This window comes from Natrinema pallidum DSM 3751 (genome assembly GCF_000337615.1).
Taxonomy (GTDB): Archaea; Halobacteriota; Halobacteria; order Halobacteriales; family Natrialbaceae; genus Natrinema; species Natrinema pallidum.
Genome location: NZ_AOII01000026.1, coordinates 96,849 through 112,040 on the forward strand (window position 1 = coordinate 96,849; position 15,192 = coordinate 112,040).

Annotated in this window: 18 protein-coding genes and 1 pseudogene (1 of these 19 cut by a window edge); 9 read left to right on the plus strand and 10 right to left on the minus strand. The window is 66.9% G+C overall.

Features of this window, described 5'->3' with window-relative positions; genetic code table 11:
- The first annotated feature begins 18 nt into the window (after positions 1 to 18).
- From cofD to C487_RS03435, 4 genes are all read left to right on the plus strand, one after another.
- Positions 19 to 1,011 carry a 2-phospho-L-lactate transferase gene (gene cofD, locus C487_RS03420; RefSeq protein ID WP_006184275.1) on the plus strand — a complete coding sequence of 331 codons (993 nt, stop codon included), beginning with the start codon at positions 19 to 21 and terminating at the stop codon, positions 1,009 to 1,011.
- 1 nt (position 1,012) lies between these two features.
- Complete coding sequence (locus C487_RS03425; RefSeq protein ID WP_006184276.1) at positions 1,013 to 1,774, plus strand: beta/alpha barrel domain-containing protein; 762 nt, start codon at positions 1,013 to 1,015, stop codon at positions 1,772 to 1,774.
- Positions 1,775 to 1,956: 182 nt separating this feature from the next.
- The gene (locus C487_RS03430) at positions 1,957 to 2,928 is read left to right on the plus strand and encodes a D-2-hydroxyacid dehydrogenase (protein WP_006184277.1); all 972 of its coding nucleotides are present in this window, start codon (positions 1,957 to 1,959) and stop codon (positions 2,926 to 2,928) included.
- A 161-nt stretch (positions 2,929 to 3,089) separates the two neighbouring features.
- Complete coding sequence (locus tag C487_RS03435) at positions 3,090 to 3,521, plus strand: universal stress protein (protein WP_006184278.1); 432 nt, start codon at positions 3,090 to 3,092, stop codon at positions 3,519 to 3,521.
- Between the two features lie 87 nt (positions 3,522 to 3,608).
- Here the strand turns inward: C487_RS03435 and C487_RS03440 are convergent, their stop codons facing one another.
- From C487_RS03440 to asd, 3 genes are all read right to left on the minus strand, one after another.
- The gene (locus tag C487_RS03440) at positions 3,609 to 3,917 is read right to left on the minus strand and encodes a HalOD1 output domain-containing protein (protein ID WP_006184279.1); all 309 of its coding nucleotides are present in this window, start codon (positions 3,915 to 3,917) and stop codon (positions 3,609 to 3,611) included.
- 53 nt (positions 3,918 to 3,970) lie between these two features.
- Positions 3,971 to 4,615 (minus strand): helix-turn-helix domain-containing protein, encoded by a 645-nt coding sequence (locus tag C487_RS03445; protein WP_006184280.1) that lies wholly within the window; start codon positions 4,613 to 4,615, stop codon positions 3,971 to 3,973.
- Positions 4,616 to 4,805: 190 nt separating this feature from the next.
- A complete protein-coding gene (gene asd / locus C487_RS03450; RefSeq protein WP_006184281.1) occupies positions 4,806 to 5,840 on the minus strand; it encodes an aspartate-semialdehyde dehydrogenase in 1,035 nt (344 codons plus the stop codon).
- Between the two features lie 212 nt (positions 5,841 to 6,052).
- Here asd and C487_RS03455 point away from each other — a divergent pair, with 212 nt between their 5' ends.
- Positions 6,053 to 6,319, plus strand: coding sequence for a hypothetical protein (locus tag C487_RS03455; protein WP_006184282.1), 267 nt, complete (start codon positions 6,053 to 6,055; stop codon positions 6,317 to 6,319).
- Positions 6,320 to 6,461: 142 nt separating this feature from the next.
- On the opposite strand, the gene C487_RS03460 is transcribed toward C487_RS03455, so the two are convergent.
- The 4 genes from C487_RS03460 to C487_RS03475 form a co-directional block, all read right to left on the minus strand.
- Positions 6,462 to 6,653 carry a 30S ribosomal protein S17e gene (locus C487_RS03460; protein WP_006184283.1) on the minus strand — a complete coding sequence of 64 codons (192 nt, stop codon included), beginning with the start codon at positions 6,651 to 6,653 and terminating at the stop codon, positions 6,462 to 6,464.
- Positions 6,654 to 6,741: 88 nt separating this feature from the next.
- Positions 6,742 to 7,371: a DUF447 domain-containing protein gene (locus C487_RS03465; RefSeq protein ID WP_006184284.1), complete on the minus strand. Its 630-nt coding sequence runs from the start codon at positions 7,369 to 7,371 to the stop codon at positions 6,742 to 6,744.
- Positions 7,368 to 8,219 carry a triphosphoribosyl-dephospho-CoA synthase gene (locus tag C487_RS03470; protein ID WP_006184285.1) on the minus strand — a complete coding sequence of 284 codons (852 nt, stop codon included), beginning with the start codon at positions 8,217 to 8,219 and terminating at the stop codon, positions 7,368 to 7,370. Before C487_RS03470 ends, C487_RS03465 begins: the two co-directional genes overlap by 4 nt.
- An 84-nt stretch (positions 8,220 to 8,303) precedes the next feature.
- Positions 8,304 to 8,711, minus strand: coding sequence for an SHOCT domain-containing protein (locus tag C487_RS03475; RefSeq protein ID WP_006184286.1), 408 nt, complete (start codon positions 8,709 to 8,711; stop codon positions 8,304 to 8,306).
- A 114-nt stretch (positions 8,712 to 8,825) separates the two neighbouring features.
- On the opposite strand from C487_RS03475, the gene C487_RS03480 reads away from it, so the two are divergent.
- The 3 genes from C487_RS03480 (at position 8,826) to C487_RS03490 (ending at position 11,801) form a co-directional block, all read left to right on the plus strand.
- A complete protein-coding gene (locus C487_RS03480) occupies positions 8,826 to 9,170 on the plus strand; it encodes a cupin domain-containing protein (protein WP_006184287.1) in 345 nt (114 codons plus the stop codon).
- A 180-nt stretch (positions 9,171 to 9,350) separates the two neighbouring features.
- Positions 9,351 to 10,742, plus strand: a complete 1,392-nt coding sequence (locus C487_RS03485) for an NAD(P)/FAD-dependent oxidoreductase (RefSeq protein ID WP_006184288.1) — start codon at positions 9,351 to 9,353, stop codon at positions 10,740 to 10,742.
- Positions 10,743 to 10,892: 150 nt separating this feature from the next.
- A complete protein-coding gene (locus C487_RS03490; RefSeq protein WP_006184289.1) occupies positions 10,893 to 11,801 on the plus strand; it encodes a cytochrome c oxidase subunit 3 in 909 nt (302 codons plus the stop codon).
- A gap of 40 nt (positions 11,802 to 11,841) precedes the next feature.
- Here C487_RS03490 and C487_RS03495 read toward each other — a convergent pair whose 3' ends face one another.
- On the minus strand, positions 11,842 to 12,024 hold the full coding sequence (locus C487_RS03495; RefSeq protein WP_006184290.1) for a hypothetical protein: 183 nt from the start codon (positions 12,022 to 12,024) through the stop codon (positions 11,842 to 11,844).
- Between the two features lie 478 nt (positions 12,025 to 12,502).
- Between C487_RS03495 and C487_RS03505 the strand changes: the two genes are divergently transcribed.
- The gene (locus C487_RS03505) at positions 12,503 to 13,351 is read left to right on the plus strand and encodes a manganese catalase family protein (protein WP_006184292.1); all 849 of its coding nucleotides are present in this window, start codon (positions 12,503 to 12,505) and stop codon (positions 13,349 to 13,351) included.
- Positions 13,352 to 13,411: 60 nt separating this feature from the next.
- Here C487_RS03505 and C487_RS03510 read toward each other — a convergent pair whose 3' ends face one another.
- Positions 13,412 to 13,996 (minus strand): hypothetical protein, encoded by a 585-nt coding sequence (locus C487_RS03510; RefSeq protein ID WP_006184293.1) that lies wholly within the window; start codon positions 13,994 to 13,996, stop codon positions 13,412 to 13,414.
- A 151-nt stretch (positions 13,997 to 14,147) separates the two neighbouring features.
- Positions 14,148 to 15,192, minus strand: a pseudogene (locus C487_RS03515) (DUF6789 family protein) (its annotated part continues 469 nt past the right edge of the window); the annotation flags it as partial.

The window sequence follows — 15,192 nt, forward strand, 5'->3', positions numbered from 1 at the left end:
CGCTCGAGAGGTGTAGGTATGGTAACTTTCCTCTCCGGTGGCACTGGAACGCCGAAGCTATTGGACGGCGCTGCCGCCGCGTTCTCGCCGGAGGAGACCACGGTCGTCGTCAACACGGGCGACGACATCGAGATCGGCGGGCTCTTGGTCTCGCCGGACGTCGATACGCTGCTGTTTCAGGGTGGTGGAATCCTCGACCGAGAGACGTGGTGGGGTATCGAGGGCGATACGCAGCGGACCAACTCGGCGCTTTCCGATATCGCATCGGCCGCGGGGCTGCCCGAGGGGCCGCAGTATCTCCCCGACGACAGGCAGACCGAGGGCCGGACGCTCGCGAACTGGCGTCGCTTTTCGGGCGTTGCCGAATTCATGACCATCGGTGATCGCGACCGGGCCGTCCACATCACGCGGACGAGCCTCATCGACGAGGGGAAGACGTTGAGCGAGGCGACCGAGCGACTCGCCGACGCCTTCGGACTGACGATCGATCTCCTCCCGATGAGCGACGATCCCGTGGCAAGCCTCGTCCACACCGACGAGGGAGTCATGCACTTCCAGGAGTACTGGGTCGCCCATCGGGGCGACCCGGCCGTCGACACCGTCGAGTTCCGCGGCTCCTCGCAGGCCGACCCCGCTCCGGGCGTCCTCGAGGCGCTCGAGGATACCGTCGTCATCGGCCCGTCGAACCCGGTCACCAGTATCGGACCGATGCTCGCGCTCCCGGGCGTCGCGGACGCGCTCGCCCAGACGACCGTCGTCGCCGTCTCACCGTTCCTCGGCGACGACGCGTTCTCCGGGCCCGCTGGCGACCTCATGGAGGCCGTCAACGCGGAGCCGAGCACCGAAGGGCTGGCGACCGCCTACCCGTTCGCGGACGCGTTCGTGATCGACGACGGCGACGACGCCGATTTCGACCGGCCGACGGTTCGGACGGACATCGCGATCGACTCCAGCGCGGACGCCGCGCGCGTGATCCGCGCGATCGACGATGCGATCGGACACGTGAGTTGAAATGGCATCGACAGTGTCGTTTACGCCGCCGCTCGCGCTCGCGAGCCTCAGCGGCGAGGCAGACGCCGACTGGGCACGGGCCGGTGCCGAATACGCCGGGGCGGCGTTCCTCGGCGGCATCGCCATCGACGCGGATTCCCGCGCGGCCGCCCGCGAACTCGTCGCTCGCGATCGCACCGAGTTCCTGCCCGATGATCCGCTGGCCTTCGTCGCCCGCGAACTCGAGTCGCTCGCCGGGACGCCGATCCAACCGGGGGTCAACGTCCGAAGTGCGACCGTCGACCCCGTCGTCGACGCCGCTCGCGTCTGTCGCGATCGGGACGCGTACCTCGAGATCAACGCCCACTGCCGACAGGCCGAACTCCGCGACGTCGGCTGTGGCGAGACGCTCCTGCGGGACGGCGAGCGACTCGCTGGCTACGTGGCGCGGGCGGCCGAAACCGGTGCGACCGTCGGCGTGAAGGTCCGCGCGGAGGTCCCGGGCGTCGACCTGCCGGCACTGGCCCGTCGCCTCGAGACGGCGGGAGCGGCCTTCGTCCACGTCGACGCGATGGATACCGAATCGGTCGTCGCCGCCATCGCCGACGCCACCGACCTGTTCGTGATCGCCAACAACGGCGTCCGCGACGACGAGACCGTCCGCGAGTACGTCGGCTACGGCGCGGACGCGGTCAGCGTCGGTCGCCCGAGCGACACTCCCGTCGTGCTCGAGCGGGTTCGCGACGCGGTGGAGCGACGACTGGGCTGCGAGACGAGCCGATAACGGCCGGCGAGACCGGGACGGCGCGGGCGTCAACGGCGAACCGCTTCGGCGGGTGGTCGTGGCGGGACGCGGTGCCAGCGTGAACGGAGCGTGCGTCGCAGTCCGGATCGGTTCGACGGCGTTGGGACCCAAGCGGTGCCGCGAGACGAACGCTTTTGCCGGCATCGGTCGAGGACTGTGACATGAGCGACGATGCGCCGGACGTGCTCGTCCTGCGAACGGGCACCCACGGAACGCCGATCGAACAGTACGCCGACGCGATCCGCGATCGGCTGCCGGACCACACCGTCGACCTGGCGAGAACGCCGGCCGAGGAGCGCGAGGCGATCGAAAACGTACGCTTCGTCACCGGCATGACGCTCGAGGAGGAACTGCTCGCGGCCGCCGATTCCCTCGACGTCTTCGCGTGTGCCTACGCGGGGACCGGCCACCTGCCGCTCGCGGACCTCGAGGATCGGGGCGTCACGGTGACGAACGCCTCGGGTGTTCACGGACCGAACATCGGCGAGCACGTCGTGGGTGCGATCCTCCACTTCACCAGGCGGTTTCACGTCGGCGAGCGCCGCCAACGTCGCCGCGAGTGGCGCCACTACAAGGCCACGGAACTGCAGGGGTCGACGGTAACCATCGTCGGCCTCGGCGCGATCGGGCAGTCGGTCTGTACGCGCCTCGAGCCGTTCGGCGTCGACACGATCGGCGTGCGCTATACCCCGGCGAAGGGTGGGCCGACGGACGAGGTGATCGGCTTCGAGGACGCGGCGTTCGACGACGCACTCGCACGGACGGACTACCTCGTCCTCGCCTGTCCGCTCACGGAAACGACGCGCGGTCTGATCGATCGCGAGGCGTTCATCACGATGGACCCCGAGTCGGTGCTCGTCAACATCGCCCGCGGGCCGGTCGTCGACACCGACGCGCTCGTCGCGGCGCTGCGCTCGAACCGGATTCGGGGCGCATCACTGGACGTAACCGATCCCGAACCGCTGCCCGAGGACCATCCGCTGTGGACCTTCGAAAACGTGCAGATCACGCCACACAACGCGGGCCACACGCCGGCGTACTACGATCGACTGGCCGACATCGTCGCGGAAAACCGCCGTCGATTCGACGAATCCGGACCCGATGCGGCCCTCGAAAACGTAGTCCTCCCCTGACGGAACTGCGGCCGCGGACGATCCCGGACGACCGCCGCGCGAGCCGTCGATCGACTCTACTTTTTTGCCCCCCTGTGACGAACCAGGTGTATGAAGCTCACAGCAGTCGTCGACAGTCGCACGAAAGACGCCGCGCAAGCGGAGAACGCGGGAGGTGTCCCGTGTCGCTGACCTTCGACGGGACAGTGCTCGTTCCCGTGGCCGATCCCGAAGACGGGGAACGGACCGCGGCGGCGCTCGCACCGCATCTCTCCCCGTCGAGTCGGGTGATCGTCGTCAACGTGATCGAGAAAGCAGGGGGTGCGCCCGACAAAGCCTCGGTCGAACAGCGCGAGGAGTATGCACGGACGGTCTTCGAGCGCGCTCGCGGGCCGCTCGAGGAGCGAGCCGGCGCGGTCGAGACGGCAATCCTCTTCGGAACCGACGTGGTCGAAACGATCTTCGAGGCGGCAACCGAACGTGACGTCGACGCCGTCGTCTTCGAGCCCCGCGGCGGGAGCCGGTTCGTGGAACTACTCACCGGCGACGTGGCGCGACGGTTAGTGACGGAAGCATCGGTCCCGGTGGTCGCGTTGCCACGAACCGACGACTAAGCGGCGACGTACCGCCACCCTTCGCTCGTCGATCAGTCGCTTCCGACGGTCCTGAGGAATAGGTCCGATCGCTCGTTCAAAGAACGATTAGTCCCGGTCCTCGAGCAACACCTGTCCCGTCTGGTCGACCGTGATTCGATAGGTGGCGTACGCGAACGTAACGGACCCGACGGACCGGTCCGTCCGCGGCGTCGACCGAAACAGCGAATCCAACGCGGTCGGATCGACCGCGTCGTAGAGCGGCCCGAACTCGTCGGCGATTTCGAGTTCGTCTAACCCCGATTCCGCCGCGACCGCGGCGATGACCGTTTCGCTGAGTGGGGTCTCCGGTTCGAACTGATACGTCCTGTCCCCGTCGTGCGGGCGAGATTCGACGGTCGACGGTTCGGTTTCCATACTCCGGATACCAGTCGGAGACGGGAAGCGAACACGATTGAATGGCCAACCCGTTAAATGGGGGACCGTTCACCCATCGTATTGCGGAGGAGATTGGCCTGTCCCCGTCGAAGGCGCGCGGACAGGGCTTGGTCCGAAATCTCGAGTTTCTCGGCGATCGCCGATAACGTCGTCTCCCGCGGCACGTCGAAATAGCCCTCCTCGAGGGCGACCTGCAACGCCTCTCGCTGCCTGTCGGTGATTCCGTACCGATCGCCGGAGGGGTCCGATTCCCGAAAGATTCGCTGAATCCGAAACGGGATGCCCTTCTCCCGACAGGCGTCGCGATACGCGAACAGCGATGCTCGCGTGGGAACGCGGGCCCGGATCTTCGTATCCTTCGTGACCGTGATCTCGTGGTAGCCGATATCGTACTCCGCTGCCGTGGGATACGTCAGGTGGGCCTCGCCACGCTCGGAGAGCGTGACGCTGTAGAGACGACAGTCGTCTTGCTCCTCGAGCAGCGAGGCGGTCCGTACGGTATCGTCCGCGGCCAGCGCCGCCTCGAGATGCCCGAGGTCGTCGCCGTAGACCCAGCAGATGAGTTTCGTCGCCCCCGTTTCGGACTGGTAGATCTCATCGACGTCGATCTTCGCGACGTCGTCGACCGTTCGCCGGAGGATCGGCGTCGCGATTTCGAACTCGACGATCAGGACCATGCGGGGCGTACGCTCTCATTACGTGGCGCTGGGGCTTATATTATCGCACTCTCCCGACCCCGTCACAGCACGGCCGAGCGACAGTTTTGAGGGAGCACTGCGACCGGAGAGCGGTTCGAGAGCCGTGGCAAATGACGGCGATCGAACGGTGACGCCGACCGTCCGTCGACCACGGGACGGCTTCGCGCGATTAGATGTATCCGTTCTCGAGCAGCAGTTCGCCGTTGAGCACGCTCGCACCGGCGGCACCGCGGATCGTATTGTGAGCCAGACAGTTGTACTGCAAGCCGAAGGGCGATTCCTGAAGGCCGCCGGCGGCGATGGCCATCCCGTCGCCGAGGGTACGGTCCATCCGGGGCTGCGGACGGTCGGGTTCCTCGAAGACGTGGATGAGCGGGTCCGGCGAGGAACGCAGGTCCAGCGACGGGTACTCCCGCATGGCCTCGGCGGCCGCGTCCGCGGTCAGGTCCTCCTCGGTCTCGACCCAGACGTTCTCGAGGTGGCCGTCGATGGTCGGGATGCGGTTACAGGAGGCCGCCACGTCCATACCGTTGTGCATGAGTTCGGCCCCGTCGAACTCGCCGAGCAGTTTCCGCGACTCGGTCTCGAGTTTGTCCTCCTCGCCGCCGATGTAGGGGACGGCGTTGTCGATGATCTCCATCGAACTCACCCCGTCGTAGCCCGCGCCGGAAACAGCCTGGAGCGTCGAGACGTGGACCTTCTCGAGGCCGTATTCCGTGAGCGCCGCGAGCGTGGGAACGAAGGTGATCGTCGAGCAGTTGGGGTTCTTGACCATCGCGCCGTCCCAGCCGCGCTCGTCGCGCTGGACCTCGAGCAGGTCGAGGTGGTCGGGGTTGACTTCCGGAATCACGAGCGGGATGTCGTCGTCCATACGCCCGTTCGAGGAATTCGACGAGACGACGTACCCCGCCTCACAGAAGCCGGGTTCGACATCCGCGCCGATGCTCGAGGGGAGCGACGAGAACAGCATGTCGACGTCGTTCGGGACCGCGTCGGGATCGGTCGCCGTCACGGTCATATCGGCGACGGCATCGGGAATCGGGCTGTCGACGCGCCACTTCGCGGCCTGTCGATACGTCTTGCCGGCACTTGCCTCGCTGGCTGTGAGCGTCGCGATCTCGAAGTCCGAGTGAGGATCGAGTAGTTGAATGAGTCGCTGTCCAACGGCACCGGTTGCACCGAGTACGCCTACTCGTACTGCCATTTTTCGCCACTCCGAGTCGTGTCCGCAAAACCGTTTGGGTTTACGGTAGCGCGTGTCAATGGTCGGAATCACTTGGCCGGCGTCGGGCCCGCGTGCGACCGGTAGCCGGTCGTCGCGAGCGCTGTGAACGGATAGAAGATATTAAGAAACGGGAGCGCCAGTTGTCGACCGATGCATTATCGACAGGATCGACTCGAGGCCGCCGACGGGAGGTGGTCCCGATGACGAGTTCGACCGCGAACACCAGCGACCGAGGACTGTTCGACACCCGCTTTAGTATCGGTGCGGCGGCCATCGCGGCCGTCGCGGCGCTGCTGGGCGTCGCCTTCGCGTGGACGGGCTACAACGGCGGGATGCTCCCGGTACTCGGCCTGGAACTGAGCATTCTGACCGGCATGATCGGGCTCCTGTTCGGATTCGGGATCGCGACCGTCGCGTTCGTCGCCGCGGTCTACATGGAACCCGGTTTCGACCAGTAAGGCAGGTATCGAGTCGGACTGTTCTCCGCGCGCGCTCGACCGCGAAGCGCTCCGCTCTATCGGCGAAGCCCCGGCTCTCGAGTCGGACGATCGACTGCGGTCGCTTGCCGTCGGGTCACTCGCTCGAGGTGAAAAGATCGACTTATGCGGGAACTTCTGCGCCTTTCTTTCGCGTTACGTAGCCCGCGATGCGGTTGCGGACGCCCTTGGACTCGACGTTCGTGAGCTTCGTGACGCTCTCTTTGTTCTGCTCGAAATCGGTCGTGAACGCCTCCGGGTACCGCTCCAGAAGGAGGTTCCCGGTCTTCTTGACGTAGGCCGGTTTGATTGCCATGTAGGGTGGTTCCGTCTAGAGGCTCTTAATCCCTTTCTCTTTGGCGCTCCGAGATATCGATCCGTCGGCCCGCCGTTTCGGTTCCGGGTTACCACGACGACCGCTCGCGGACGCGCTCGATGGCCTCGCGTTCGCGTGGCCCGCCGGCGCGGTCGACGACCGACGCACAGTACGCGAGGCGGTCCCGAAGTTCGGTCTCGTCGTAGCCCGAGACGGACAGTCGCGACGCGGCGACGGTCGCCTCGACGACGGCTCCGAACCCGCGATCGATCGTGGGCACGGTTTCTCGCTCGATCGTCGCCTCGAGCGGGCGAAGCGTCCAGTCCTCCCAGTCGGTGTCGCCCTCGCGACCGCTCTCGACCCGGTCGACGGCGACGTGCACCCAGGCGGTCGCGGACGCCAGAACCGGTTCCTCGCGCTCGACGATCGAGAGAGCGGCCTCGGCGAAGTCGACGGGGTCGTCGACGAACTGCACGTAGCCCGTCCCCTGTCGGTGGAAGTTCCGGCGGGTGCGGGTGTTGCCCCACGTTCGGGCGGTGACGGGATCGCCGGCGTGGAGGCCGAGCGCAGCGGCGTTCCACAGCCCGTTGGGCCCCAGCGTGGTCACGATCGACTCGGTGACCCCCGAGAGGTCGACCGGCCACTCCGTGAGGTCCGCCCGGTCGTCCTCGCGACCGGTCACTGCGTCGTCGGTCATGGCCTCTCGCTCGTCGATCATACGTCGACCGCCTCGCGCTCGAGCGCAATGAACAGCCCGGCTGCGGTAACGTCGGCCGTCGTTCCCGGGTTGATCCCCCGCTCGACGAGATCGTCGGCGAAGGAGTCGACGGCTTCGGGGGCCGTCTCGAGGGCGTCCGCGTCGTGTAAGGCCGCAGCGCGGTCGGTCACCGCCCGTGCAGTCGCCTCGTCGTGACGCGTCGCGACGAGCGTATCGGGTCGCTCGGCGAGCAGCGAGAGGAAGACGGCCGCGGTCCGATCCGATATCGGGCCGTCGGCCGCGGCGAGTCGCTCGGCCGCCGCGAACGAGCGGTCGAACCCGTGGACCCACTCGCGAGCGACATCGTCGCCGGGAACGCTCCGGTCCATCACGTCGAAAAGCGTCAACCCGCGGGCGTCGACGGCTGGGACCGCGTCCGCGCCGCGGCGCACGTCGAGGGCCGCCATGTCGTCTGGCGGGTCGCCGACGGCGACGTCGACGTGCTCGAACGCGCGGTAGAACGATGCCGCGTCGTCGACGGTCGTCCCCCGGGTGACGGACTCGGCGACGGGCCGTGAGAGATCCTGCTGGGCGGCCCGCACTAACGGGACGAGCAACAGAAGCGCGCCGAACTGCGTGTTTCCCCCCTGTTGAGCGGCCATCTTCTCGACGGCCCGCTCGAATGCCGGCCCGACCGCCGCGCCGTCGGCCGCCATCTCGAGTCCCTCACGGGCCCCCACCGCGCCGGCCATGAAGTGGGCGAACCGCAGGTCCGGGAGGTCCCGATGGCGGTCGACGTTCCCCGGTTTGGGCGTCGCCGCGACCTCGAGGAGCAACGCCAGTTGTGCGTTCCCTGCCGTCGATCGCATACACGTCTCACTGTGTGCCGCCGCGGTTTAGCAGTTGTTGTGGCGGACCCGGTGGCGTCTCGAGACGGGCCAGCGGGAACCGAGTCACTCGACCAGGCGCTCCCGCTCGTCCGCCGATCGCGATTGCCGTTCGGTCTCGAGCAGTCGGTCGAGTCGGCGTTCGAACTCGTCGTCGCTGATTTCACCCGCTGCGTACCGTCGCCGCAGGGTTTCGACCGGGCGTTCGTCGGACTCGTCCGGCATCCCGGTCTCGTGTGGGCTCGCCTCGGGGCCCGCGGAGGCGGCCTGTCGAACGACACCGCGCGTCAACTGGCCGGCGACGGTCAGGGTTACGACGCTCATCAGAAGGAACAGGAGTCCCGCAGCGGTGTTGCCGGCCACTCCGAGGAGTCCGAGCACCAGCGCCGGGACCCCGATCACCGAGGCGCTGATCGCGACGAGGGTCCGGCCCGCGGGACTCGCGGGGGCATAGCGGTGGACCAGATCGTACATCGTTCGTTTGCTATGCGTGTCGGAACAAAAACGCACGGGGATGTGCTTCCGCCGTCGAGCGACGGCGGAGTCGTCGTCCCGTCGATTTAAGTTTCGAAACGCGAAGTATCGATCATGGGCTACGATACCGTCGCCAAGACCGATCCGGAATCAGTCATCGACGAGGAGTGGGGCGGCATGTGGTTTCTCAAGGACGATCTCGACACCGAGGAACTGGGCATTTCGGTCCTCGAACTCGAGCCGGACGGGAAGGGCATGGAACACGACGAGACCGACTCCGGCCAAGAGGAGGTCTACTACGTCGTCGCGGGGACGATCGACATCGAACTGGGCGACGCCGACGAAACCGTAACGCTCGAGGCGGACGAGGCGATCCGACTCGACGCGGCGGAAACCAGGCAGATCCACAACCGGAGCGACGAACGCGCGAAACTCGTGCTGGTCGGCGCACCGCTGTAATCGGCCGTCGCCCGGGCCGTCTCGGGAGGCCGCAGTCCGTTTCGGTCAGACCTCGCGCACCGCGACACAGCGCGGACCGCTCCACCGCAGTTACCGATCCGGACGGAGACGGTGGGCGACGCCGAGCGTCGAAAATACACCTCGCAGTTTTTATAATGACCCAATGAGTCCAAACGGCGTATGGAACGCGTAGACGTCGCGATCGTCGGCGGAGGCCCCGCTGGTGCGTCAGCGGCCGAACGGGCCGCCGCTCACGGCGCAAAGACGGTCCTCTTCGAGCAGGGGGTCCCGCGGGAGGACCGCGAGGGACCGGGGCCGGATTCGACCGACGCCGCCGGCATGCTCGATTACTGGATCGACATCATGGGCTTTGACTACCGGGACATCCCCGACGAGGTCATCCACCGGGAACTCGAGGCGACCGAGTTCGTCGGCCCGAACAGCGACGTCGAACTGACGTCGACCGGGATGGCGGCCAGCTATCCGAACTTCGGATATACCTTCCACCGCGCGCGCATGGACGATTGGCTCTACGACCGCGCCGCCGACGCCGGCGCGGACCTGCGCGTCGGGACCGGCGTCTCGGACCTCGAGACGGACCTGCGGGCCGCGAGTCCCAAGGGGCCGATCCACACGCTGACGCTCTCGAACGGGGAGCAACTCGAAGCCCAGTACGTCGTCCTCGCGGACGGCCCCCAGCGACGGATCACGCTCGACGCGCTCGACCAGTTCACGGCCCCCGGCCGGAGCGTCTCCGATCACCTCTCGCCGCCGGAGGCCAACCACATCGCCTACCAGGAGTACCGGGAGTTCCCGCCCGAACTGTTCGAGGAGTTCGAGGATCGACTGCTGTTCTGGTGGGGACACATGCCCGGCGAGACCGCCTACCCGTGGATTTTCCCGAACGACGGCACCGTCGCCCGCGTCGGGCTGACGATGCCCATCGGCATGGACCTCGACGACGTCGACGATCCCGGTTCCTACAAGCTCCTGCGGCCCGACGACGAGGGGATTCCCTCGGGCGCGGAGTACATCAGCCGCCTCCTGGAGCAGGAGTTCGGCGACGAGTACGACATCGAGGAGGACATCCCCCGCGTCGAGGACCGCGGCAAGTCGAAGGGGACCGAAACCTATCCGATCTCCTCGACGCGACCGATCGAGTCGCCCGTCGGCGCGAACATCGCCGTCGCCGGCGGCGCGATGGGTACCACTTCCGCCTTCCACGAGGGGGGCTATCACGTCGCCGTCCGCACCGGCAAGATCGCCGGACGGCTCGCCGCGACGGACTCCATCGCGAACTACAACGATGTCTGGAAACGCGCGATCGGCGACGAAATCCTGCGCAACGTCGCCTTCGCCGATATCGTCGCCGACTACGGACCCGACGACTGGGACCGGGTGTTCGACACGATCAACGACATGCAGGGCACCGGCTCGAGCGACGGTCTCGTGAACAAAACGTACTCCGCCGGCCTCGGCGCGGCGAAGATCATGGCGGCGTACAAGCGCCGGAAGTACACCTATCGCGACGGCGACTACGTACAGCTCTCGGCGGACGACTACTTCTACTGAGCCGACCGGCTCGTCGGCCCGCCGGCCATTCGCGCTCTCGCATGCTCGCGGGACAGGCGAGCGCGTTTCGATCGCGACTCGTTGTCGCGTGATGACGGCACCTCCCGTACGTAGCGGTCCTTTTTCCGGCCCGGCGTGGAAGGCGGCCCTATGGACTCCGGTGGACGTTCCGAGCCGCTCGACGAGCATCCTCCTCGAGCCGACGGGTCCGGCCACCGCGTTCCCGAGGGGCAGGCCCCCGAGGAGTACGGCGACCACCGCGATCGCGGCGATCACGACGAACACGATCACCGCAGTCGCTGGCCGCTCGTCGCCGCCGCGGGAGCGGCCGGCCTCTACGGCGGGGTCGCGGTCTCCATTTTCGGGGACGAAACCGGTCTCGTCCAGCCGCTGTTCGGCGTCGGCCTCGCCGTCACCGGAACGATCGTTCTGCTAGCCGGCATCGCGGGCTGGGTCGACCAGGCGTTTCTGGCACCCGCCCGCGACGAACGCAGACCGCGAAAGTCACGGGCGTCGTACGTCTCGACGACGCTGCTCTTCCTCACGACTGACGTCTCGACGTTCGGCGCGCTGTTTATTTACTACTTCGTCGTCAGAATCGGGGCCTGGCCGCCTGCGGAACTCCCGCCGCTGCTCGGTTCGCTCGTGATCGTCAACACCGGCCTCCTGGTCGCCAGCAGCGTCACCTTCCACTACGCCCACAGGGCGCTCGAGCACGAGAACCGACGGCGATTTCTCGGGCTGCTCGGAGCGACGCTCGCGCTCGGCCTGCTATTCCTCACCGGGCAGGCCTACGAGTACTACGAGTTCGTCGCTCACGAGGGGTTCACCCTCACGAGCGGGTTCTTCGGGACCGCCTTCTTCGGACTGACCGGACTGCACGGGCTCCACGTCGCGCTGGGCATTGGTGGCATCGCCGTGCTCTGGTGGCGAGCGGTCCGCGGTCACTACGGTCGGGATCGCGATACGTCGATCACGACCGTGTCCCTGTACTGGCACTTCGTCGACGCCGTCTGGCTCTTCCTCGTCGTCGTTCTTTACGTCGGCGCGTCGGTGTAGGCGGACCGCCGCCGATTGGACCGCCGCCGGAAAACCGAACTCACGGTATCTCGTCGTGGTCGAGCTCCGTCTCGAGGACTCTCAGCGTCGATGCGTCGCAGTCACAGAAATCCGACTGCCCGAGGGGCTGGAGACGTCCGTCGGGCCAGATCTGAACGATACCGATCGTCCCGCACCCGTCGCACTCGGCCGCCGCTCGCTGTTTCCCGTCGTTCGTTCCCACTAGGCTCACCTCTCGGGCTGGGCCATACCACAGCCACCGACGAAAAACCCCGGTCCGATCGGTAGCCGCCAGTCCGCACTCCGCACGGTGAGAGCGGTTCGACTCTCCGCGCGTCCGTGGCCACTCGAGGGCGACGGTAACAAACTGTTGCCCGGCGGATTCGGACGTCCACCGAACGGCCCCGAACTCGAGCGATCGGTCCGACTCGAAGGTGACATCGCATCGGACTCGGTGAAGAGGAACGCACGGTACGACGGCACGTGATCGTCGGCGATCACGGTCGTTCGATGGGTGTCCTCGAACCGCTCCGGTAGCCAGTCGGGCATCGACTCGAGGACGGTGACGGGGCTGTCCGGAACGAACGACGCCGTAGTCGGCTGGCCCAGTATCTGACATCACGTCATCAGACAGGACGGGGAACGGTCACTGGCGATCGTCCCAGTGGTTTATCCGACTGGCTGTGGGCAGGGCCCAGTGGATGTTCTTCCAAAAACCGGAACTCCAATACGAGGTCACCGTCGACCAACCCGACCCGCACTTCGCGAAACTCCTCCAGCAAGCGATCGGCGGCCAGGAAGGCGAGATGCGCGTCGCCATGCAGTACATGTTCCAGGCCTGGGCGCTGCCCGAGGAGTACGAGGAGTATCGGACCCTGCTGATGGAGACCGCAGCCGAGGAACTCGGCCACATCGAGATGCTCGCGACCGCGGTCACGAAGAACCTGCGCGGGTCGTCCACGGAAATGGACGCCGACGCTCGGGAACCGGCGGCCGCGGCGTCGATGACCGGACAGAACCCGCGGCAGTTCCTTTCGGCCGGCCAGTCGGCGATGCCGGTCGACAGTAACGGCGTCCCGTTCACCGGCGGCTACATCGCCGCGTCGGGCAACCTCGCCGGCGACCTCTACGCGAACGTGATGGCCGAGGCGACCGGCCGCACCCTCGCGACGCGGCTCTGGGAGTACACCGACGACCCCGGCATGAAGGACATGCTCTCCTATCTCATCGCTCGAGACACGATGCACCAAAACCAGTGGCTCCAGGTCCTGGAGACGCTCGACGACCCGGTCCCAGTGCCCGCGAGCTTCCCGCAAGACCAGGAGAACCAGGACGTCAACTACACGTTCATCTCGACGAGGCGCGAAGCACAACCGAACCCCGAGTACCCGTGGACCCAGGGAGAGACACCGGACGGCAACGGCCAGTTCTCCTACGCCGCCGAGCAGCCGGGTGACGGCAACGTCGTCGCCCCCGATCCTGCTCCCATGACGAACAACGATCCGAACAGGGACACCCAGTCGGCCGACGCCGCGGACTCGAACGAGTAAGCGCGACACCGTCGCATCGTGTCGTCGCCAGCCGCGGTCGCGCCGCCTGCGAGCGGCCGTTCAGTCCGTTCGATCGCGTTGCATCCGCTCCTCGAAGCCCGCCATTTTCCGGTATATCGGGGGTGTCAAGACGCCGATCCCCCCGATAAGGATCGCGATCGCACCGATCGGGAACAGCAACGGTGCAACATCGAGACAGGAGTTCTGGGACGCGATCCGGACGTAGTAGCGGTCCCCGTCGTACTCGACGACTGCTCCCTCGAGTAGCGTCCCCCTGTTTCTCATCTCGCCGTCGACTGTCGCCTCCCGGAGCGGGCTGTCGATCGCCTCCTCGAGGGCCGCTCGCTCGGCCGCCGAAAGTGACGTGGCTGGCAGCGTCTCGACGGTCTCCGGTGGGGTCTCACCCTCGGCGATCGGGTCGACCGTGATACTCGGGTCCCCACAGAGCCCGATCCCGTCCTGAATCACGACGTAGCCCCCCGCGATCGACAGCGGAATGCCGGCGGCGATCAGGAGGACACCCAGAAAAGGCGCGGCGTAAGTCAACACCAGCGACTCGGACGACGCCGTCGGCTCGATCGGTCCCGCCTCGTCGGTCGCGGGCGGCTCGGTCGGGTCGGATGACCTGTCGTCGCCGGCGCTCATCGCTACTCGCCCTCCCCGGCCGACGGGCGACGTTGCCGACCGCCGAGAGTTGCGATCGTGCCGGCGAGCCCGAGTCCGTAGCTCCANCCCGCCTCGTCGGTCGCGGGCGGCTCGGTCGGGTCGGATGACCTGTCGTCGCCGGCGCTCATCGCTACTCGCCCTCCCCGGCCGACGGGCGACGTTGCCGACCGCCGAGAGTTGCGATCGTGCCGGCGAGCCCGAGTCCGTAGCTCCAGTGACCGAGCAGGACGAACAGCAGGTACGCGACCAACTGCAGGCCGGGCTGCCCGGTGTAGAATGCGAGTGCGAACCCCGAGGCGATGACCGTCGCATACCACAGCCCCGTTACGAGCGTGAGCGTCCCGGGCAGGTACTCGCCCAGCGACAGGAACAGGAGCGGCCAGACCGTCGTTCCACCGGCGACGAAGAGCGCGTATCCGAGCCCGAGGTTCGCCGGCAACCCGACGAACGTCGCGAGGGTCGCGAACGACTCGAGGTCGAACACGCCGAGTACCACTGCCAGAAGCAGAACGCCCGTCATCAACATCGTCCCGACGAACCCGCCGACCGCACCGATACCGGCGTCGTTCGCGACGGTCCGGGCCACCGGCTTGATCCGGCCGTAGATCGACAGCGGCCGCTCACCCTGTGCGGGCACGTACGACGGACGGATGTCCTCGGGCTCGCTCGGCGGCACGCCACGCTCGCGCTCGAGACGGTCCTCGAACCACTGCCACTCCGGCGTGAACTGTTCGGTCGCCTTGAGCTCCCAGGGGTCGGCGGTCTCGATCGGCGTCCCACGAACGGACGACCAGAGCAGGTTATACAGCCACATGAGGACGCTGAGCCCGATGATGAACGACCCGACAGTCGCGACGACCTGCAGCCCCGAGTACGCCGGCGGGTACGTCGCGTACCGACGTGGAAGCTCGAGAAAGCCGAGCGCCATCAGCGTCGTGAACGTGAGCGCGGAGCCGACGACTAGCAGCGACGACTGAAAGATCGCGAGCCGACGGTCGTACATCCGGCCGGTGAGCACGGGGAACCAGTAGTAGCTGGCGGCGAACATCATCAGTGGGATGATCCCCATGAGGATGAGGTGGAAGTGACCGACGACGTAGTAGGTCCCGTGATAGATGACGTCGACGGGGATCACGGCCAGGAAAACGCCGGTGACGCCGCCGACGATGAACAGG